The sequence below is a fragment of the Shewanella sp. BJSY2023SW005 genome (assembly GCF_047314585.1).
Lineage (GTDB): Bacteria > Pseudomonadota > Gammaproteobacteria > Enterobacterales > Shewanellaceae > Shewanella > Shewanella algae.
Genome location: NZ_JBKORJ010000030.1, coordinates 202,449 through 222,981 on the forward strand (window position 1 = coordinate 202,449; position 20,533 = coordinate 222,981).

14 protein-coding genes are annotated in these 20,533 nt (G+C 54.4%); 4 read left to right on the forward strand and 10 right to left on the reverse strand.

Translation table 11 applies throughout. The annotated features are described in order from the left end of the window. The first annotated feature begins 424 nt into the window (after window positions 1-424). Window positions 425-829, forward strand: coding sequence for a GFA family protein (locus ACMHXI_RS10365; RefSeq protein WP_107111207.1), 405 nt, complete (start codon window positions 425-427; stop codon window positions 827-829). Window positions 830-1,021: 192 nt separating this feature from the next. Here ACMHXI_RS10365 and ACMHXI_RS10370 read toward each other — a convergent pair whose 3' ends face one another. Next, the gene (locus tag ACMHXI_RS10370; protein WP_243889394.1) at window positions 1,022-2,653 is read right to left on the reverse strand and encodes a dipeptidase; all 1,632 of its coding nucleotides are present in this window, start codon (window positions 2,651-2,653) and stop codon (window positions 1,022-1,024) included. Between the two features lie 202 nt (window positions 2,654-2,855). Between ACMHXI_RS10370 and ACMHXI_RS10375 the strand changes: the two genes are divergently transcribed. Beyond that, window positions 2,856-5,066 carry a M3 family metallopeptidase gene (locus ACMHXI_RS10375; protein ID WP_413734852.1) on the forward strand — a complete coding sequence of 737 codons (2,211 nt, stop codon included), beginning with the start codon at window positions 2,856-2,858 and terminating at the stop codon, window positions 5,064-5,066. Between the two features lie 93 nt (window positions 5,067-5,159). Here ACMHXI_RS10375 and ACMHXI_RS10380 read toward each other — a convergent pair whose 3' ends face one another. Together ACMHXI_RS10380 and ACMHXI_RS10385 are read right to left on the reverse strand one after the other, a co-directional pair. Further along, on the reverse strand, window positions 5,160-5,576 hold the full coding sequence (locus ACMHXI_RS10380; protein WP_062793990.1) for a GFA family protein: 417 nt from the start codon (window positions 5,574-5,576) through the stop codon (window positions 5,160-5,162). Window positions 5,577-5,640: 64 nt separating this feature from the next. Next, a complete protein-coding gene (locus ACMHXI_RS10385; RefSeq protein ID WP_025889053.1) occupies window positions 5,641-7,806 on the reverse strand; it encodes a M3 family metallopeptidase in 2,166 nt (721 codons plus the stop codon). A 436-nt stretch (window positions 7,807-8,242) separates the two neighbouring features. Here ACMHXI_RS10385 and ACMHXI_RS10390 point away from each other — a divergent pair, with 436 nt between their 5' ends. Both ACMHXI_RS10390 and ACMHXI_RS10395 read left to right on the forward strand, forming a co-directional pair. After that, window positions 8,243-10,294: a bifunctional 2',3'-cyclic-nucleotide 2'-phosphodiesterase/3'-nucleotidase gene (locus ACMHXI_RS10390; RefSeq protein ID WP_109247586.1), complete on the forward strand. Its 2,052-nt coding sequence runs from the start codon at window positions 8,243-8,245 to the stop codon at window positions 10,292-10,294. A 171-nt stretch (window positions 10,295-10,465) separates the two neighbouring features. Then, entirely contained in the window at window positions 10,466-11,086 is a 621-nt protein-coding gene (locus ACMHXI_RS10395; protein WP_044734297.1) for a DUF938 domain-containing protein, read from the forward strand. A gap of 186 nt (window positions 11,087-11,272) precedes the next feature. Here the strand turns inward: ACMHXI_RS10395 and ACMHXI_RS10400 are convergent, their stop codons facing one another. From ACMHXI_RS10400 to ACMHXI_RS10430, 7 genes are all read right to left on the reverse strand, one after another. Then, window positions 11,273-12,064, reverse strand: coding sequence for a class I SAM-dependent methyltransferase (locus ACMHXI_RS10400; RefSeq protein WP_144168431.1), 792 nt, complete (start codon window positions 12,062-12,064; stop codon window positions 11,273-11,275). A 99-nt stretch (window positions 12,065-12,163) separates the two neighbouring features. Further along, a complete protein-coding gene (gene purF / locus ACMHXI_RS10405) occupies window positions 12,164-13,678 on the reverse strand; it encodes an amidophosphoribosyltransferase (protein ID WP_025889048.1) in 1,515 nt (504 codons plus the stop codon). A gap of 43 nt (window positions 13,679-13,721) precedes the next feature. Beyond that, on the reverse strand, window positions 13,722-14,210 hold the full coding sequence (locus tag ACMHXI_RS10410) for a CvpA family protein (protein ID WP_025889046.1): 489 nt from the start codon (window positions 14,208-14,210) through the stop codon (window positions 13,722-13,724). A 107-nt stretch (window positions 14,211-14,317) separates the two neighbouring features. Beyond that, on the reverse strand, window positions 14,318-14,911 hold the full coding sequence (locus tag ACMHXI_RS10415; protein WP_025889044.1) for an SPOR domain-containing protein: 594 nt from the start codon (window positions 14,909-14,911) through the stop codon (window positions 14,318-14,320). Window positions 14,912-14,931: 20 nt separating this feature from the next. Further along, a complete protein-coding gene (folC, locus tag ACMHXI_RS10420) occupies window positions 14,932-16,203 on the reverse strand; it encodes a bifunctional tetrahydrofolate synthase/dihydrofolate synthase (RefSeq protein WP_413734856.1) in 1,272 nt (423 codons plus the stop codon). Between the two features lie 68 nt (window positions 16,204-16,271). After that, window positions 16,272-17,057, reverse strand: a complete 786-nt coding sequence (truA, locus tag ACMHXI_RS10425; protein WP_107004972.1) for a tRNA pseudouridine(38-40) synthase TruA — start codon at window positions 17,055-17,057, stop codon at window positions 16,272-16,274. 132 nt (window positions 17,058-17,189) lie between these two features. Then, window positions 17,190-20,438 (reverse strand): FimV/HubP family polar landmark protein, encoded by a 3,249-nt coding sequence (locus tag ACMHXI_RS10430; protein WP_413734859.1) that lies wholly within the window; start codon window positions 20,436-20,438, stop codon window positions 17,190-17,192. Between the last annotated feature and the right edge of the window lie 95 nt (window positions 20,439-20,533).

Consider the following 20,533-nt stretch of genomic DNA (forward strand, 5'->3'; position numbering starts at 1 on the left):
AAATCATCACCATAACCCAGGCGCACGAGTTTGATGTGCTGGAGAATCAACATCCGGTAATGAGCAAACAAGAGAGCGCGCCGAACCTTGAGTTCAATCGGCGATAGCTACCGCGAAACCGACAATCCTTTTCGTCACTGAAACATCCTTGAATACCCCAGGAGCTTGTACTGTATCTCATTGATAGTTATGGCGACCATACCCAAGCAAGTCACAGATTACAAGAAGATTTCCCGAAGGCCAAAGCCGCTTCTTTGGGTGCAAAATCGCGCTGGTTATGGTGCCAACAGGATTTGCTGTTTCCCGGTCCATCCCATTAGAATAAACTCGTTTGCTTATTCCTTGAGCCAGGGAGCCTGGAGGGGCTGCCAAGATTTTGGGACGGGCTCGAAAGGGAATAACCTATCAACACCAAGGAGGGAACATGAAGCACTATCGAGGCAGTTGCCTTTGCGGCAAGGTTCGTTTTGAAATAAGCGCTGAGCTGCAGCAATTCTTTTTGTGCCACTGCAGTCGCTGCCGCAAGGATTCAGGTTCGGCCCACAGTGCCAATCTGTTTTCAGACAGCGCCGAGTTAACCTGGCTCAGTGGCCAGGACGCCATTACTGCGTTTACCCTGCCCGGTACCCGCCACAGCCGCCATTTTTGCGCCGTTTGCGGCTCGCCGCTGCCCAAAGCAGTCGAAGGTGGCCACCTGCTGCAAATACCCGCAGGCAGCCTGGACGATGAGCCGGGTCTGACTCCCCAGGCACACATTTTTTGTCAAACGCGCGCCGCTTGGGATCAGGCTTTGGAACAAGTGCCCTGCCTGGAGCAGGGCCCGGTTTAAGAGTATAAGGCACCGCCCTGTGATGATGGTGCCACTCCCAGTCCGCATGACTTTACTTTTACTCAAGAGCGATTATCTCGGCAGCTTAGGGAAGTATTGCAAAGAACTAGGGCCATTTGCTGCGCCCCCCTTGCATCAGGCCTGTAAGCCGACGCAGAGCACACATGGGACTTATTCGCACCTTCCCTAGACTTATGATCCCGGGTTTACCGCCAACTCCACCATGGCGGCGGTGTACATCTTAAGGTTCAGCTGCAACTGCTCGCGGGTGATAAACTCATGTTCACTGTGGCCTGTATACTCGACACCCGGCATGGCCGGACCAAAACTGAGGGCATTGGGAAACAGTTTACTGTTGGTGGAGCCGCCAATAGCAACAGGTTTAGGGTCGGCAATACCGGTAAACTCGGCAAACACATTGAGCAGGGTTTGCAGATGCGGCGCCTTATCCATCACCTTGGGCTCGCCCCAATAGCTGCTGACATCGACCAGAGTCACGCCGTGGGATTGCTGCCAACCGGCCAGCGCCGCGGACAGCTGTTTATCCAAGGTTTCCGGGCTCTTGCCTATGGGGCGCCTTAGGTTAAGCGTAATGCTGGTACCCCCCTGCCCCCACTCCACCACAGTCGGCGCCAGCGACATAGGCCCCATAAAATCATCGCTATAGCCCAGCTCGCCAAAGCGCTCGGCATAGAGGTCCAAGCCTATCATTTCATTGATAAATGCCAAGGTTAATGCCGACTGGCTCGGCGCGAATGTCTCAGACTCCAACAGCGCAGCCAGATGAGTCACGGCATTGACACCATCTTCAGGGGTTGAGGAATGGGCCGATTTACCGTTGGCGGCGATCTCCAGGCTGTCGAAATCCAGGGTAAAATCATAGTGCACCCCCTGCTGGGACTCTGCGACGCGTTGCAAACGGCTGACCATTGCGCTGTCGGCTCCGCGGATCAGGGCCAAGGCCTGCTGGGGGATCTGACTGGCAAAGGAGCCACCGCTGAAATGCTGCAGTTGCGGTTTATCGAAATTAGGCGCCTTGACTTTGGGTTCAGGTATCGTGAGTTTTATCTGGCTCCAGCCCTTCTCGGCGGTGACTACAGGATATTCGGCGTCTATGGTGATATTTATATCGGCCGCTTGATAGTCCTTGAGAAACACTTTCAGCGGCTCCCAGTCCGACTCCTCGGCCAGATATACCATGAGTTCAATGCGACGGTTCAGTTTTACCGACTTGTCCTTGAGCGCCTTCATGGCATACATGGCGGTGACTATCGGCCCCTTATCATCTTCGGTGCCGCGGCCTATCAGCTTGCCCGGTTGCGATTGAATATCCAGTTGATAGGGACTCTGGTGCCAAAGCGTTGAATTGGCCGGTTGCACATCCCCGTGGGTAATGATGCCAAGCTTGTTAGCGCCGCCGCCCCTGTCTTCGCCAAGGCCTATCAAGAGCACATAACCGTGATCGGCATAATCCAGCCCCAACTGCTCAGCTTGGGCCTTGAGCGCCTGCTTGAAGCCGATGAATTCCGGATTGGTGTCGGGCGTCAACCCTGGAATAGCCTCGGTATTGAAGCGCACCAACTCGGCGAGACTCTGTTCCATCTCGCTGCCATAGCGGTCAAGGCTGTACTGGGCCAAGGTTTTCGACAGTGGCGAGACTTTACTCAATGCAGACTCTGTACCTTGGGCAGCGCTTACGCTTGAAATATGGCTTGAAACCTGGCTCGAAGCCTGAGGCGTAAGGCCGCTCTCTGCGCTTACAAAAGGAGCAAACACGCACAGGGACAGCGACAGGGATAAACGGGAAAGTGTTCTTATCATCATGGCAGGGTGGCTTTTGTTATCTTTTATTTTCAAAGGCCTGAGAGTGTGCCACAGATACAGTTTCGATACTGCATTCGCTAAATTTTGTTACAAACTAAACAGGACAAAATTGGCCTTTTTCAATACGGCATGTTACTAAGGACGGCTTCGGCGCGGCCCGCCGCGCCATACGGGAGATAAACACCAGCATAGAGGAATAACAATGAAGGGAATGACCCTCTCTCCAGTGGCTCTGGCCCTGGGATTGGCGCTGACACTGAGCGCCTGCGACAACCAGCCTGTATCCCAGAGCGACACATCTGCCCAAACCCAAGCGCCTGCTCTCCAAAATGGCACAGGCACAAACCCAGCCGCTGCCAAGGCCGAACAAACCCGGGACAACCCTTTCTTCCAGCCCTGGAATACTTACCTTGAAATCCCCGCCTTTGATCGCATCGAGTCCGAGCATTACCTGCCGGCCTTCAAACAAGGGATTGCCGAGCGCAAGGCAGAGATTCAGGCCATCATAGACAATCCGGCCGCCGCTGACTTTGCCAACACCATAGAAGCCATGGAGCGCAGTGGCGCCTTGTTGACCAAAGTGTCAGGGGTGTTTTATAACCTCACCAGCGCCGACACCTCTGCCGAGCTGCAGAAGATCTCCAAGGAAGTATCCCCGCTGTTGTCTTCCAGCCGCGATGATATTTACCTCAACAACGCCCTGTTTCAGCGGGTTAAGACTGTCTATCAGCAAAAAGATCAGCTGGTACATAACCCGGCGCAGCAGAAACTGCTCGAAGACACCTACAAACGCTTCAGCCGCGGCGGTGCCAACCTGGATGAAGCCGGTAAGGCGGAGCTTAGAAAGCTCAATGAAGCGATTGGCAAGCTGAGCCTGGAGTTCGGCGATAATGTGCTGGCAGAAACCAACGACTTTGAACTTGTGATAGACAAGCAGGCCGATCTGGCCGGTCTGCCGCAGGATGTGATTGACGTTGCCGCCCAGGCGGCCATCAAGCGCGGCCATCCCGGCAAGTGGGTATTTACCACCCAACGCCCCTCCGTCACCCCGTTTTTGACCTATGCCGATAATCGTGAGCTGAGAGAAAAACTCTACAAGGGTTATATCGAGCGCGGTAACAACGACAACGCCCACGACAACAAGAAGGTGCTGGCAGAGCTGGCGGCTCTTAGAGCCAAACGAGCCCAGCTTCTGGGCTATCCGAGCCACGCCCACTATGTGCTGGAAGAGCGTACTGCCAAGACTCCGGAAAATGTCTACGCCCTGCTGGATAAAATTTGGCCCGCCGCCCTGGCCCAGGCCGAAGCCGAAAAGGCCGAGATGCAAAAGCTTATCGACAGCGAAGGCAAGGACTTCAAACTGGCCGCCTGGGACTGGTGGTACTATGCCGACAAGATACGCGTCGCCAAGTACAGCTTCAACGAACAGCAGACCAAGCCATACTTCTCTCTGGAAAACACCCTCAAGGGTGTGTTCTACACCGCCAACCGCCTCTATGGCATCAGTGTCACCGAGCGTGACGATCTGCCCAAGTATCACCCGGATGTACGCACCTTCGAGGTGAAAGATAAAGATGGCAGCGTTATCGGTATCTTCTTTGGCGATTACTATGTACGTGACAGCAAACGCGGCGGCGCCTGGTCCAATGCCTATCGCCGCCAGGCGGTGGTCGATGGCATCAACGAGCAGCCCATCATAGTCAACGTACTCAATTACCCTCGCCCCAGTGGCGATGAGCCGACGCTGCTGACTTTCGATGAAGCAGGTACCCTGTTCCATGAATTCGGCCATGCGCTGCACGCCTTGCTGTCCAAGGTGGAGTATCGTTCCCAGTCCGGCACTTCCGTGCCCCGCGACTATGTGGAGTTCCCGTCACAGGTGATGGAAAACTGGATGACTCAACCGGATGTGCTGGCGCATTTTGCCAAGCACTATCAAACCGGTGAGGTGATCCCCCAGAGCCTGGTAGACAAGATCCGCGCCGCCAGCAAGTTCAACCAGGGTTTCGCCACGGTGGAATACATGGCAGCCACCAAGCTGGATCTGGACTGGCACAGCAGCAGCGTCACCGAACCTCAGGATGCGGCCGCCTTCGAGCAGCAATCGCTGAGCAATATGGGGCTGATCTCTGAGATAGCGCCGCGCTATCGCTCCACCTACTTCAGCCACATCTTCTCCGGAGGATATTCGGCCGGTTATTACTCCTATATCTGGTCTGACATTCTCGGCGCCGATGCCTTTGAGGCCTTCAAGGAAAACGGTATTTTTGACCCGGCTACCGCCAAGGCGTTCCGCAGTAACATCCTTGAGCGCGGTGGCAGTGAAGATCCTATGGCGCTTTACAAGGCGTTCCGTGGTCAGGAAGCCGCCATTGAGCCACTGCTGCGCAGTCGCGGCCTGCTGGCGGAATAAACGCTTGCCGGATTAGCAATGTCCAGCAGCGCAATCAAAAAGCCGTTCACTCAGTGAACGGCTTTTTTAGTTCTTTATCAGGGCTGGGCTTTCTCAAGGCTGACCGGTGTATTGCTTGACTCCGGGCGGGATAACAAACCAGTCCTGCTTTTCACTGACCCAGGCATGGGCACTCGGCTGAATGATACGGGTATCTTCCAGGTTACTGGGCTTGAGCTTGATACTCTGCGGCTCTGCCGGGTTGTAGTGATAGATACGATTGCCGCAGCGACCACAAAACTTGGCGGCGCTGATATTACCGCTGGCCGAACCACGCTGCCAATGGCTCAGTTCGCCACTGAATTCTATATCTTCGGCTCTGACAATCGCCGTGATGCTGAAGGCACTGGTGGACAGTTTCTGGCATTCCTTGCAGTGGCAGGCCACCACCATCTGCGGCGGCGCCAACAAGCGATAACTGACAGCGCCGCACTGGCAACTGCCCTTGATGGGATAACGAATAGCTTCCATAGCTTTTATCATCTTATTTGAGGGATAAAAAACACCCGCCATTTGGCGGGTGTTATCAAAGGTTTCAGTCTACCAGGCCTCGGCGCTTGAGCAGCGCATCCACTGTGGGTTTCTGGCCGCGGAACTGGATGTAGTCCTGCATCAGATCCTCACTGTTCCCCTTGGAGAGAATTGCCTGACGATACTTGTCACCATTGGCTCGTTTGAGGCCACCTTCTGCCATGGTATGGGCAAAGGCGTCGGCAGCGAACACTTCGGTCCACAGGTAAGCATAATATCCGGCCGAGTAACCGCCACCGAATACATGGCTGAAATAAGTCGACTGGTAACGTGGCAACACAGGCGCGTAATCCAGGCCATGTTTGGCACGGGCCTTGGCTTCGAAGGATTTAACGTCCGCCACTTGTTCACCAGCCTTGAGTGAGTGCCACTCCATATCAAGCAGCGCTGCGGCCAGATACTCTACCGTGTCATAGCCCTGGTTGAAGGTAGCCGCTGCTCGCACTTTTTCCAGCAAGGCTTGCGGAATTGGCTCGCCGGTTTTGTAATGTTTGGCATAGTGAGCCAAAACGTCCGGATCTGTGGCCCAATCCTCGTTGGCCTGGGATGGGAACTCAACAAAGTCCCTTGGAGTAGCGGTACCAGCAAGGCTTGGGTATTTCACCTGCGAGAACAAACCATGAATGCCGTGGCCAAACTCATGGAACATGGTAGTCACTTCATCAAAGGTCATCAGCGTAGGCTGACCTTCGGCTGGCTTGGGAATATTGAGCGCGTTGTACACCACAGGCTTGTTATCCAAAAGGAAGCTTTGGGTCACGTACTCATCCATCCAGGCGCCGCCGTTCTTGCCTACTCTGGCGTAAGGGTCCAGATAGAAGAGCCCGATGGAGCTGCCGTCTTCGTTGAATACTTCCCAGGCGCGGACATCTTCCTGCCATACCGGCAGATCCTTGCGCTCTTTCATTGTGATGCCGTAGAACTTCTGCATGGCGTAGAACATGCCGTCATTCAGCACGGTATTGAATTCGAAGTAGGGCTTGATCTGGCTCTCATCCAGATCGTATTTGGCCTTGCGAACCTGCTCGGCATAGAAGGCCCAGTCCCATGGCTGCAGCTCAAAGTCAGCACCACTAGCCTTGATTTGCGCCTGGATATCCTTGCCTTCAGCCTTAGCCTTGGTAACGGCCTTGGGTGCCAGGTCATCCAAAATGGCAAATACCGCATCCGGATTACCGGCCATCTGATCGGCCAGTACATAGTCAGCCCAGGTTTCATAACCCAGCAGTTTGGCCTTTTCGGCGCGCAACTGTGCCTGCTTGAGTACGATAGGACCATTACTGGCCATGGCGCGATTGGCCGAAGTCTGCCAAATTTTCTCTCTCAGGCCTCTGTCTTCCAGGCTCGACAGCAGTGGCTGGCGGGTGGTATTCACCAGGCTTATCAGGTAGCCCTCTTTACCCGCTTCCTTGGCGGCGTTGGCCAGGGCGCCTATCTCATCCTCACTCAAGCCTTTGAGCTGCGCCTTATCGGTCACCAGGATCACATCATCCTTGAACGACTTGAGAATGTTTTGCGAAAACTCGGTCGACAATGTGGCCAGCTCACCGTTGAGCTCACGCATTTGGGTCTTGTCGGCTTCGCTCAATTTGGCGCCGGCACGGACGAACTGATTGTAATAGAAGTCCACCAGACGCTGATCTTGCGCGCTCAGGCTATCTTTGTGGTTGTAGACAGCTTCAACCCGGGCAAACAACTTGGGATTGAGGAAAATATTGTCGCTGTGTTCGGTAAGCTTGGGAACGATTTCCCCTTGAATGGCCTGAAACTCATCGTTGGAGATCAACCCGGCCAGATTGAAGAAGACCCTGGAAGTACGATTGAGAATGGCGCCGGTCTTTTCCATCGCCACTATGGTGTTATCAAACGAAGCGGCTTCGCTGTTGTTGATTATGCCGGCAATTTGCTGGTTGTGTTCCTTGATCCCGGCTTCAAAGGCCGGCAGATAGTCTGCGATTTTTATCTTGTCGAACTGCGGCGCATGATACTGCAGCGGACTTGGGCTGAGCAGCACATTGCTTGCTGTTTGTTCGGTGCTTTTTGCCTCTGGCATACTTTGGCTCGCTTCTTTGGCCGGGGCATTACTGACAGTTTCATTGGTTTGCTGTTCGGCACAGGCACTCAGCACCAGTGCAGCGCCTATGGCGGTGGCGATTAATGTCTTACGCATCTTGACTCCATTAACGGCAGGCTATTGCTTAGTTATGATTGAATACCCGGGACACCTGTCTCGGCGGGGCAACAGCCCTGTTGATTCCCGCCATTACCTTAACAACTCTTCCGCTATTTGGACAATGACTTAACTGTAAGAAATTCTGCCCTCCCCCATGGAGCCGACATGACTGAGCAGAAATCCAGCGTCAAAGTCGGGCCTCTTGCGGTCACTGGAACAAGTTTTGAACAACCGGGACAGTCAGCGGACATTTATTTGCCACTTGTCACAAATTGTCACCCGTTTTTAACGGCCGATGTCACATAAGTGTCGCCGCCTTTGGGTATACTGCGCCTTGGTTAACCAGATTAATCACATGATTAACAGTGATTTAACCGGATGATGGACGGGATAATCTCCCGGGGTCGATAATAAAAACCAAGAGTAGTAAACAATGCAAACTAAAACATTAGTAACACTGGCGGTTGCCGCCGCAATGGGTCTCAGTGCCTGTGGCAGTGACAACAAGGATGAGCCAACGGTGAGCGTGGATCTGCGGGTTTTGGAAACCACAGATCTGCACACCAACATCATGGATTACAACTATTACAGCGGCAAGGAAGACCCTACTATAGGTCTGGCCCGTACCGCCAGCCTGATCCATGCCGCCCGCAAAGAAGTCACCAACACAGTATTGGTCGATAACGGCGATCTGTTGCAGGGCAGCCCCATGGGCGACTATATGGCCAAGGTCGGTATCGCCGATGGCGAAGTGCACCCCGCCTACAAGGCGATGAACCTGCTCGATTATGCCGTGGGTAACATAGGCAACCACGAATTCAACTACGGCCTGGATTTCCTGGAGAAATCCCTCGCCGGCGCCCAGTTCCCCTATGTCAACGCCAACGTCTATTGTGATGCCGATGATTGCTGGAAGGGACTCAAGAAAGGTGACAACCTGTTTACCCCTTATCTCATCAAGGAAACCGAGGTTAAGGACACTGACGGCAACAGTCACAAGCTCAAGATTGGCTATATAGGATTCGTGCCTCCGCAAATTATGCTGTGGGACAAGCAGAACCTCACCGGCAAGGTACGCGCCGAGAGCATAGTGGAGAGCGCCAAGAAATTTGTGCCGCAAATGAAGGCTGAAGGCGCCGATATCATTATCGCCATTCCGCACTCAGGCATTGGCTCCACCGAAAACCCAGGCGATCCTGCTGCCGAAAATGCCACCTATGCCCTCACCTATGTCGACGGCATTGATGCCATCATGTTCGGCCACAGCCACTCCATCTTCCCCGATGCCCGCTATGCCGACTTGCCCAACACAGATGTGGAAAAAGGCCTGCTTAACGGTGTCCCCGCCGTGATGCCGGGTCGCTGGGGCGACAACATGGGCCTGGTCGACTTCAAACTGCAACGTAAAGACGGCAAGTGGACTGTGCTCTCGGCCCGCACTGAGGCCCGCCCTATCTATGACGGTGCCAACAAGACACCTCTGGTGGAAGCCGATAAGGACATTCACGATGCGGTTGAGCTGGAACACCAGGGCACCATCGCCTTTGTCGAGCAGCCAATCGGGGTAGCTGCCGCCGACATGTTCAGCTTCCTGACGCTGGTGCAGGACGACCCGACTGTGCAGATTGTCTCCGACGCCCAGATAGCCAACGTCAAGGCCAAGCTGCCGGAAGCACTCAAGTCATTGCCTGTGCTCTCTGCAGCCGCGCCGTTCAAGGCCGGTGGCCGCCATAGCACCACCAGTGATGCCGATCAGTATGTAATGGTGGACAAAGGGCCGCTGACCTTCAAGAACGCCGCCGATCTCTACCTCTACCCCAACACTATGGTAGCGGTTAAGCTAAACGGCGCCGAGCTGAAAGACTGGCTCGAGTGTTCAGCCAACCAGTTCAACCAGATAGATCCTGCCAGCACTGAGCCGCAGGAGCTGGTGAACTATAACCACCCCACCTATAACTTTGATGTTATCGATGGCGTGTCCTACAAGATAGACGTGACACAGCCGAGCAAATACGACCGGGATTGTGCTCTGGTCAATGCCGATGCCTCACGAATTGTGGATCTGGCCTTCACCGACCGCGAAGGCACTGTCTATACAGGTGAAAACCTGGCGGCCAAGGAATTTATCGTCACCTCCAACAACTACCGCGCCTTTGGCGGAAAGTTTGCCGGCACCGGCAGCGAGCACGTGGTACTGGAACTGCCGGACACCAACCGTGAAGCTCTGGCGGCTTACATCACAGAGCAGTCCAAGTACAATCCTGAAACCGACAAGTATGACGCCATGGTCAACCCCACGGCCGACTATAACTGGGACTTCAAGAGTATAGATACGGCTGTTGCCCTGGATATCCGCTTTGCGACCCAGGACAGTGACAAGGCCGCCAACTTCATCCAGGCCAACCAGCAAAGGACTATGACCAAGCTGAGTACCGATGAGCTGGGCTTTGCCGTCTACCGCATAGATCTCAAGCCTGCCCAATAAGAGTGTCGATTGAGACTGAAAACGACCCAAGCGCCCTCAGGGGCGCTTTTTTATGTTCTTCGCAAGATTAGTCTTGCCATGATTTAAACCTCTGGCGATGTTATAAAGTCAGTACGATAAAACACCAGACTCACTCAGCCGTCACGACGGCAAGATTGCAGGAAATCTTTTATGTCTTCGATACCCGCGCCCTTCTCCCAAGCCTGTGAAAACAACCGCGAGCCGATACTCAAAATACTCAAACAGGCATTCTCTGGCTGCCGCAGGGTATTGGAGATAGGCAGTGGAACCGGTCAGCACTCGGTCTACTTTGCCCCGCAGTTGCCGCATCTGGTGTGGCAATGCAGCGATCAGCCCCAGTATCTGGATGGGATCCGCGCCTGGCATGCCAAACTCCCGGCGAGTAACCTGGCCGAGGTGATCACTCTGGAGGTGTGTTCACCCTGGCCGCAGGCGGCAACTGAGCCGGCGCCGGATGCCATCTATAGCGCCAATACTGCGCATATCATGAGCCAGCCCATGGTGGAGGCGATGTTTACCGGCATAGGCAAAGTATTGCAAAACGGCGGTCGTTTCTGCCTCTATGGCCCCTTCAACTACCGAGGCGATTACAGCAGCGACTCCAACCGGGTGTTCGATGCCATGTTAAGGCAGCGCGATCCGCAAAGCGGCATTCGCGATCAAGAGTGGATCCTGATGCTGGCTGCAGCCCAGGGACTTGAGCTTTGCCAGGACCATGCCATGCCGGCCAATAACCGCCTGCTGGAGTTTATTCGCAAAACGGCTCGCTAACTGAGAAAAAAATCACGAGACAAAGTTACGCGAAAAGGCCACGAGAAAAAATCGTGAGACAAATTCACGAGCCAACAGTCGTGATAAAAAGCAGTGAACAAAAAGTAGTGAACAAAAAGTAGCGGGCAAAATAAGCGTTTTACCTGAAAAGCTCAGGCGCTATCAGCCTCTGAAGCGCCTTTGTTTTTACACGGCTTTGGCGTAGAGAAACAGATCTGTGGCCTTGACCTCGCCCTGCTCCAGATAGGGTTTACGCAGGCTGTCGATGAGCTCAAACCCGGCCGCGGCCAACTCACTGACGAAAAACACTTCGGGATAATAGTGGATAAATACTCTGTCTCCTGCGCTGGAGCTTTGATAGCCGGACGCTTGATAGTCATCCTCCATGGAGGCCAGATACAGGAGCCCGCCGTCATTCAGTAGCACACGGCAGTCTTGCAGTAAGGCAATCACATCCTGACGTTCAAGATAAGGCGTAATGAAGAGCAGAAGTATTGCATCAAAACCCTCTGGCGTGTCTAAGCCATCAAGGGCATTAAAGTCATCAAGGGTATTAGAGCCATCAGAAACCCCAAGACTTAGGGGCGTAGCTGCACTTTCAGGCACATCTAAGGTTGCGATAGCCTGCACGGCATCAGCTTCAAGCAGCGACGAAAGACAACCAAGCTCGCGGCTATCCAGCCGATAAAAACGTCCCTCGGGTAACAATTCACTGGCAAGTGCCACCATGGCCGGCGCCGCATCTATACCCACTATCTCGAGCTCAGGCACCCTTTTTGCCAACATGCCGCTGACATGCCCTGGGCCACAACCGATATCCAGTAACCGCAGGCGCCGTCCGGCACAGGCCTGATACTGCTTCAGCAAGGAGGCAAATCGGTTATGGGCCGAGTCATAACAATCGTTGCCGGCAAACTTATCCCGATAGGGAAGCGCCATTTTGTCAAAGGTTGCTACGGTTTCCCGGTACTTATCCATTGTGCTTCTCTCCCTGCACCATCAAGAGTCGAGGCTCAGCATACTGACTGGCACAGAAAAAAGCCAACCTCAAGGGTTGGCTTTATCAGAGAGTACTTATCAAGGATGGCAGACGTTATGCAGCTCCAGGTTGGTACCTATATCCTTGTTGCGGTTGGCCTTGGCATCGTCGTTACGCAGCTGGGTAAGATGATCCAGATAGGCCTGATCCACATCCTTGGTGATGTAGTGGCCGTCAAACACTGAGGTTTCGAAGCGCTTGATATCCGGGTTTTCCATTCGCACAGCTTCCACCAGGTCGCTCAGATCCTGGAAGATAATGCCATCTGCGCCAATGAGACGGGCGATTTCATCGGCATCACGGCCATGGGCAATCAGCTCATTGGAGGTTGGCATGTCTATACCGTAGACGTTGGGGAAGCGGATCTCGGGCGCGGCCGAGGCGAAATACACCTTCTTGGCGCCAGCTTCACGGGCCATCTCAATGATCTGCTCTGAAGTGGTACCACGCACTATGGAGTCGTCCACCAGCAGGACATTCTTGTCCTTGAACTCGGCGTTGATGGCATTGAGCTTGCGTCTAACCGACTTCTTGCGCTCCTGCTGCCCCGGCATGATAAAGGTACGGCCGATGTAGCGGTTCTTCACGAATCCCTGACGGTAAGGCAGATCCATGCCACGGGCAATTTCCAGAGCAATATCACAGGAGGTTTCCGGAATAGGGATCACCACATCGATATCATGGTCATACCATTCCTTGCGGATCTTCTCACCCAGCTTGGCGCCCATGTTGACCCGGCTGGCATAGACTGACACCTTGTCTATGGTGGAGTCCGGACGGGCAAAGTAAACGAATTCGAAGATACAGGGGGCATAGCTTGGCGCTTCGGCGCACTGACGGGTAAACAGCTCACCTTCTGTGGTGATATACACGGCTTCGCCGGGAGCCACATCGCGCATCACTTCAAAACCAACGGCATCCAGTGCCACGCTCTCTGAGGCCACCATATACTCGGTACCAGAGGCTGTCTCGTGCTTGCCGAGCACCAGAGGGCGAATACCAAAAGGATCGCGAAATGCCACCAGGCCCTGACCGATAATCATGGCCACCACGGCGTAGGCACCGCGGGTGTCGGCGTGCACCCGGGAAACCGCATCGAACACTTCATCCGGGCTCAAGGTCAGGCTGTCGGTCTTGTCCAGCTCATCGGCCAACAGGTTGAGCAGCACTTCAGAGTCGGAAGTGGTGTTCACATGGCGGCGCTTGTTGCGCAGCCCTTCGGCCAGTTGCACTGTATTGGTCAGGTTGCCGTTGTGCGCCAGAGAGATCCCGAAAGGAGAGTTCACATAAAACGGTTGGGCTTCAGAGGCACTGGAGCTGCCGGCCGTGGGATAACGCACATGGCCCAAGCCTGCGTTGCCCTGCAGCCGCTGCATATGCTTGGGTTCAAATACGTCCTTGACCAGACCATTGGCCTTACGCAGGCGAAAGGCATTCTGATCGATAGTCACTATGCCTGCAGCATCCTGGCCACGGTGTTGAAGCACTGTCAGTGCATCATAGATGGTCTGATTGACCGCCGAGCGGCCAACGATTCCGACGATACCACACATGGGTAAGCTTCCTCATTGTAAGATGTTCTGATAATTGTATTTTTTATATTTTGGGTACAAAGCTTGAGGTATTTTCCAGGTAGTCAAAAAACCACTGGATAACCACCCCGAATTCGGGCACCAGTTGCGAACCCTGCCACCAATCGGTTTTGGGTGCGCCGGTAAAGGCATCCATAAAAAAGAGTATGGCACTGACTATCAATGCGCCGCGCAGCGCACCGAAACACAGGCCAAGAATTCTGTCCGTTCCCGAGAGCCCTGTCTTGGAGACCAACTGGCCGATCAAATAGTTCACCAAGGCCCCCACTATCAGGGTGACAATAAACAAGATGGCAATGGCAACCCCGTTTCGCAGCACCTCATCATTGATTTGAGTGATATGAACGGCAAGGTCCTGATAAAACTGGCTGGCGATGAAAAAGGCGGCGAACCAAACCACCAGCGACATGGCTTCTTTGGCAAAACCACGGATCAGACTGATAAGGGTCGATAATCCGATAACTATGATGATGGCGTAATCTATCCAAACCATGGGTAGAAGTATCCGGTGAAGATTTAAGTCGGCGGGATTCTACCAGAGAAGGCAAGCATTCTCACCCCCGGGGCGTAAATAATTGCTTGCCGACTCGGGGCAAACTGTCATCTTTCCTGTGGGTTATAGCGAACCACTTTACCCTTGAGTTTGGTCAACTCTTCAACCTTCTTCTGTTGCTGTTTGATGCGATCACTGGAGACATCCGGACCGACAAACACCCGGGTCAACTTTCCGTCCACAGGCTTGTCCGGCAAGGTATAGGCGCTGAATCCGGCCTTGCGCAATTTGGCTACCAGGGCTTTGACATTGGCCGCGTTACTGAAGGCGCCGAGCTGTAAAGTCCAGGCTGCATCACTGGGTTTGGCCTTGGGTTCGGGAGTCTTTTTGACCTCCTGTGGCTTGGATTGGGCGGTGTTGGAAACACTGTTTTCGGTAGCCTTCACCTCGGGCGCCGCCGGTTCGACTTCAACCTGAGGCTCGTCTGTCTCCTGTGCCAAGTCCAGAGTCTCGGCTACATCCAGGGTTTCAAACTCTCCCGGCTCCGCCAATTGCGATTCGGTATCCGGCCGCAGCGGAATTTCAGTGAACTGCTCTTGCTGGCGCTCTTTCTTGCCATCGAGAATGTCAGGTAAAAAGATCACCCCCAAGGCGACCAATACTACGGTACCTACAAGACGGTTATGAAACTGAGTCGACAAAATATCTTCCTTCCAGTCAATTAGATAAGCGCTTTAAAGCCCGAAACAGTGTAAAAGGAGCCAAAGACAATTACCACATCTTCGGCGCCGAGTTTGGGTTTGAGGTATTGCCAGCAATCCGGCATCTGTTCAAATTCCCGGGCGTCACAGCCATCCGGCAGGGCTTTTCGCAAACGGCCGGCATCGGCACCACGCTCATTATGCAAGGTCACCAACAACCAGCTGTCTATACTAGGCGCCAGCGCCTGCATCACGCCCTCGATATCCTTATCCTTGAGCATACCGCAAACGCCATAGACTCGCCCCTTGGCCTGCAGTTCATCCAGCCTTTGCGCCAGATAGCGGGCCGCGTGGGGATTGTGCGCCACATCCAAAATAATCAGCGGCGCCTCACTGATATGCTCCATTCTGCCGCTGAGCCTGGCACTGGCGAGCCCTGAGCGAATCGCCGCTTCGGAAAGTTCAGGCCAGAGTTGTTCCAGCGCCGCCAAGCTAGTGGCGGCGCTGGGCAGAGGTAATTGCGGCTTGGGTAAGCCCTCAAACTGCCAGTGCTCACCGCAAAAATCCCAGCCTGTGCTGGTTTGCTTGTAGGAAAATGCCTGCCCCACCGCCTTGAGTAAGGCGCCCTTTTCATTGGCAACATCAACTACGCTGGCAGGCATCTCGGCATCGCCCACTATCGCCGGGCGGTTCTGACGGAAGATGCCGGCTTTCTCACGGCCAACCAACTCCCGGGTGTCACCAAGATACGCCTGATGATCAAGATCTATGGCGGTTACCACACTGACATCGGCATCTACTATATTAGTGGCGTCAAGCCTGCCTCCCAGGCCCACTTCCAGAATAACCAGATCCAGCCTGGCCTGCTTGAACAGCAGTAACCCGGCCAGCGTGGCATATTCAAAGAAGGTCAGCGAGGTGTCGCCCCTGGCCGCTTCTATGGTTTCAAAGGCCGAGATAAAGTCGCTATCCGGTGCATCGACGTCGTCTATTCGCACCCGCTCATTGTAATTGATGATATGGGGCGAGCTGTAAACCCCGATCCGATAACCCGCCGCGCGCATGATCTGCTCCAGCATACGGCAGGTGCTGCCCTTGCCATTGGTACCGGCAACTGTGATCACCTTGGTGCTGCCCAGTGACAGCACCCCGAGCCTGGTGGCAACTTGGGTGACCCGCTCGAGCCCCATATCGATTTCGGTCGGATGAATGGCCAGCAGGTAGTCCAGCCAAACAGACAAAGGAGCGTTGGCTCCCGGTAGCTGATGCGGATGAGCGGATGATTGCGACATTTGATTCTTCCCTTAAATCTTGATGTTGCCGCAAGCAAAAGCGTAGCGGCAACAGCATGCTAACGGTTTCAGTCCGGCATAAACAGTGGGCCCATGGCCAACTTGGGCAGTTGATATTGCTCAGGATAGCTGACATGCACCAGATAGAGGCCATTGGGTTTGGCCGTGGGGGCAGCCTGGGTTCTGTCTTTGAGCTCCAGCAACTGTCCCAGCCAATCCAGCGGCTGATTGCCAAGCCCCACTTCCAGCAGCGAGCCGACAATATTGCGCACCATGTGATGCAAAAAGGCATTGGCTTCGATATCCACTATCACATACATGCCCTGGCGGGTCACACTGACCCTGTGCACATTGCGAAACGGGGTGCGCGACTGACATTGGATCGCCCTGAAACTGGTGAAGTCGCGCTCGCCCAGCAGATACTGAGCCGCCTGATGCATCTTCTGCTCGTCTAGGTCACCGTGATAATGGCTGACGCCACCACGCAAAATGCCGGGACGGAAATTGTGGTTGTAGATGATATAGCGGTAGCGGCGAGCGGTTGCCGAAAAGCGGGCATGAAAACTGTCATCCACCTCTTTGGCCCAGCGCACCGCGATATTGTCCGGCAGATTGGCATTGACGCCCAGGGTCCAGGCGCCTTCTTTACGCACGGCAGAAGTATCAAAATGCACCACTTGCCCGGTGGCGTGTACCCCGGCATCGGTGCGACCGGCGCATTGCAGTGCTATCGGCTCATTGGCGACCATGGATAAGGCCCGCTCCAACTGCCCCTGAACTGAATCCACTTCGGCCTGGCGCTGCCAACCATAATAGCCGCTGCCGTCATATTCGATACCCAACGCAATACGCATCTGTTTCTCCCCTGATCTCAAGGCGGCGAATTCTACCACAGAGCGGGCATTCGCCTCCAAGAAAAAGCCCGGACAAGCAACAGACTGCATAAAAAACGGCGCTCCAGGCGCCGTTTGAGTATTGATTGAGCTCTAGCCCAAGGTTTTTATCAGGGCTGCAGCTTCCTCTTGCTGACGGGCGTTGCCGTCCAGCTCCACCTCTTTAAGCAATGCCTTGGCGCTGTCTTTGTCATCGATTTCGATATAGGCCCGCGCCAAGTCCAGCTTGGCATTGACAGAGTTTTCCTCATCATCGACATCGACCATAGCGGCGGCGCCAACGAGGGAGTCGAGCTCACCCATATCCACATCCAGCTCCTTGTAGGGGTCGGTATCACTGTTGCCTTCGTCGGCTTCACTGAGCAGGCGCTCAATATCGATAAAACCGTTTTCCTTCTGGAAGGCGCTGAGATCGTGCTCAGGTACCATGCTGGAAGCCACCTTGCCTTTTTCTTTGGCATCGAGGGCCGCAAGCGCTTCATCCACTGTCAGTTTATGGTCTTCGAGATCCAGCGAGTCATCATCATCCAGTTCGAGACTGAATTCCTCATCCGCCTCCGCTTCCTTGGCAACGTTTTCAGAAAAAGCGGCCAACAGGTCATCGTCGCTCAGGCTCTTGTCACTGTCGTCAGTATCCTGGGCCAGGTCAATATCCAGAGCCTGCTCGGTATCTGTTACGCTGTCTTCAACATCAGCAGCCTGTTCCTGATTAGAGAGTTCTTCTTGAGCCAAGAGCTCTTCTATGGCTGAAGGCTCTTCTTGCACTGAGGGCTCTTGCTTTTCTTGCGCTGAAGGCTCTTCTTGCACTGAGGGCTCTTGCTTTTCTTGCGCTGAGGGCTCTTCCTCAACCAAAGGCTCTTTGGGTGCGGAGGGCTCCCACTCAAGAATATGGGGATCATGGCTCTTGCTGCCGGCCTTGAGATCGTCGAAGAAGCCGGAATCCTTGTCGCTGCGTTGAGCGCTTTGTGGCTCGCTGTCGGTATCCCTGCTCTCATCGGCTAAAGTATCGGTTTCATCGGACTTCTTAGGCTCATCCAAGTCCTCAGCCTGCGACAAGCCTGCCAGCATGGCATCCAATTCGGCATCGCTGCGCTCAGTGGCATCATCCGACTCAACCTCTGAGCTATCTTCCTCGTCAGTCTCAGCTATCGCCTCATCAACGTTATCTATCGCAATTACGTCATCCGCAAGCCCAGCCAACAAGGCGTCCAGATCTTCACTCTCTTCCTCAGCTTGAACCGGCTCTGCTTCAGCTTCCTGAGTCTCGACAGCATCGCCCAAGTCATCGAAGCCTGCCAGCAAGGCATCTATGTCTGCCTCTGTATCGCTGGAGTCTATGGCAACATTGTCATCTTCAAGCTCTGCGGCGATAGCGTCACTTAAGTCTTCCGTTTCAGTGCTCTCTGCTGCCGGCGAGTCGAATCCAGCCAACAAGGCATCAATGTCAGCTTCTTCGCCCAGCTCGGTATCAGCTGAGTCATCCTCATCCAGCTCGGCAGCAATGGCAGCGCTGAGATCTTCCTCGGCTTCAATCTTACTATCGTCTTCAATTTGAGGTTCTGTGTTTTCATTGACGTCAAACCCGGCCAGCAGCGCATCGAGATCGGCTTCCTGTGTCTCATCCAGAGTCTCTTCAGCCTGTTCATCTTCGGCCAATTCGGCAGCGATGGCAGCACTGAGATCTTCATCCTCATCAATGACTACTGCGCTGTCATCGGCCTGGCTCTCCAGATCCAAACTCTGCAGCTCTGTATCCAATTCAGGCTCGGAACTCTGCTCTTCGGGTTCGATATTGAGATTCTGTTCAAGCTCGGCTTCAAAGCTCTGCTCGAAAGCAGCCGTCACATCTTCGGGTAAGGTTTCACTGAGCTCAGGCTCTGATGCTGGAACACTTTCGGCCTGCAACTCTTCAGGAATGGTTTCCTGTTTATCGGTATCGTCCAATCCGGCCAGCAGTGAGTCCAAGTCTTCCTCTGCGGCGTCTTCCTGCTCACCCGACTCCTGCTCGCCCATGGCTTCGGCCCAGAGATCATCGAGGGACTGGCCTTCATCTTCGGCCTCTTGGGTGTCATCCCCCTCTCCCGAGTCGATGAACATCTCCTGCGCCATGTCCATCTGCTCGTTGTCACTCTCAACTTCCGGCTCAGGCTGCAGCGCTGAGCTGTCGACATCCAGCAGTGAATCAATGGAATCGTCCGGATCATCATCCAGATGCACCGCCAATTCATCGTCGGCATTGGCCATCTCGGCTGTGGCCGCGCCGGCGACAGCCGCGGCAGCCATTGGAGCCGCTTCGGTCTGTGGTGCTTGGGCATCACTCTGTTTACGTCTGCGGCGCAGCATGCTCCATAGCAATAACAACAGCAGTACCGCGGGTATGGCCGCGGCCAGGGCCAGTAACAACGGGTTGTCCATCAGGCTGCGCCAGAGGTCGTCCGGCTCATTAGCCGTAGTGCTGGCAGCTTGAAGTTGCTGCTTGAGTTCAGCATTTTCGGCTTTGAGTTGCTGCTCCTGCTTTTTGCTGGCCTGCAGCGATTCTTCCAACACAGACAGACGCTGATTCAGTTCATCGATTTGCGCTTGCAGCCCTTGGTTATCGGTATTGGCCACTGTGAGCATGTCCTGCGCGCGTCCCAGTTCATCGGTCAGGCTCAGATTGCGGCTCTGCAGCGCTTCAATGCTGTTGTCGTCGGCCGTTTCCGGAGTTGCTTCCGTGGCTGCTTTTTCGGTTGTGGTGGCTGGCGATTTGTCTGCAGCCACTTGAGTTGGCTCAGTCGATGGCTCACTGACTTTCGGCTGCGCGCTGTTTTCCTTGGCACTTGTAGCTACCTTGGATGGCTGCGCCGCCGTTGGAGTTTGGGTGGCCGACGTTGGCTCTTTTGCGGCTTGGCTTTCACGCTCGGGGGCTTTGGCAGTTTCAATTTTGCCATCATCTGCTTTTAGCGGCTTACCGGAAGACCAGCTCTTGTCGTCCTGCTCGGCACGGGCTCTGGCCATACTCTGGGGAATAGCCTGCATCACCTCTTTGGAAGGGATCAGCAGTATCATGCCCCGTTCCAGGCTGTTATAATTATTGGAGGTGAAGGCGTGCGGGTTGGCCTCAAATATAGCGGCCATGACCTGATAGATGCTGACACTGGAATCCGGTCTGACTTTCTGGGCAATGCTCCAGAAGGTGTCTGATGGCGTAGTCGGACCATACTGGCGTACCTGTTGGCGCACCTGACCATCAGGGCCGGTAATTTTCAGGCCTTCTGCATGGGCGGGTTCAATGAGAGTACCTTGGTTCAGGGCAAAAAAAGCGGCCATCAGGCCAACAAGATATGAAGTGCGAAAGTTCATCCATTCTTCCCTTTCAAGCGCTGGTTTCGCCAACTGACGACTGGCTTTAGGCATTTGTATTTATTGAGATTACTATAAACCAGAAATGTCCGCCC